This window comes from Nocardioides sp., from assembly GCF_004803405.1.
GTDB classification, from domain to species: domain Bacteria; phylum Actinomycetota; class Actinomycetes; order Propionibacteriales; family Nocardioidaceae; genus Nocardioides; species Nocardioides vastitatis.
This window is the reverse complement of record NZ_SSXI01000138.1, coordinates 1-1021: the sequence shown is the minus strand read 5'-3', so window position 1 is coordinate 1021 and position 1021 is coordinate 1. Positions and strand designations below refer to the sequence as shown.

Genomic DNA, 1021 nt, shown 5'->3' with positions numbered 1-1021 from the left:
TCAGCTGACTGCGTTGAGTGGGCGGCGGGTGCCGCGGCGGATGCCGTTGGCGTGGCGGGTGGCGACGGCTGCGCAGTAGGTCTCGCGGCGGCGTTGGGCCACGCCGTCGGTCTTGCCGGTCTTGGTGACCAGGGTGGGCTCGAGGGAGTGGTTGAGTGCGTCCTTGAGCAGGGTGAGGGCTTCGGCGCGCATCTGGGAGATGCGTGAGTCGGTGACGCCGAGCTCGGCGGCGATGTCGGCCATGGGGCGTTCGGCGAAGAAGTAGCCCTCGACCACGATGCGGAGTCGTTCGGGGAGCAGCTCGATGGCCTCGCGCAGGTAGGTGAGGCGTTCGGCGTGCTCGACCATGTCTTCTGGTGAGGGGGCGCGGGTGGGGACCAGGTCGTCGATGGTGGCGGTGGTGGAGCCGTGCAGGGACAGCACCTGTGCGCGGGAGACGTCGTCGTCGTTGGCGGCGACCTCGTCGCGGGTCAGGCCGGCTGCGTGGGCGACCTCGGCGGGGGTGGGGGTGCGGCCGAGGGCGCCGGCGAGGCGGTTGCGGGTCTCGGTGAGGTCGCGGGCGCGGCGGCGGACCGAGCGGGAGGCCCAGTCGACGGAGCGGAGCTCGTCGAGGAGGGCGCCGCGGATCCGGGTGGCGGCGTAGCGGTCGAAGGGCACGCCGCGGTCGGGGTCGAAGGCGCGGGCGGCGAGGACGAGGGCGGTGAGGCCTGCGGAGGTGAGGTCGTCGCGGTTCACGTGGGTGGGCACCCGGCTCATCGTCTCGCGGACGAGGTGGCCGACCAGCGGCATGTGGCTGGTGATCAGCTCGTCGGTGTCGAGGGCCTGGGTGGCGGTGTTCGCGTTCACAAGGACGAGGTTGCGCGTGGTTGTCGGCGGGCGCGGTGGAACCGGGACCAATCGGGCCCCTGTCCGGGCCGAATACAGGACCTGGGTCCCGCGCGGTCCTAGTCCGAACCGACCCCTGGTGACTAGTCACTGCCACCGGGCACGTCATCAGCTGATGACCGAACGGACGAGTGAC

General features: G+C 71.7%; 1 protein-coding gene. It reads right to left on the bottom strand.

Annotated features, from left to right (window positions below; translation table 11 throughout):
- Nucleotides 1–846, bottom strand: coding sequence for a sigma-70 family RNA polymerase sigma factor (locus tag E7Z54_RS09945; protein ID WP_136433287.1), 846 nt, complete (start codon nt 844–846; stop codon nt 1–3).
- Between the last annotated feature and the right edge of the window lie 175 nt (nt 847–1021).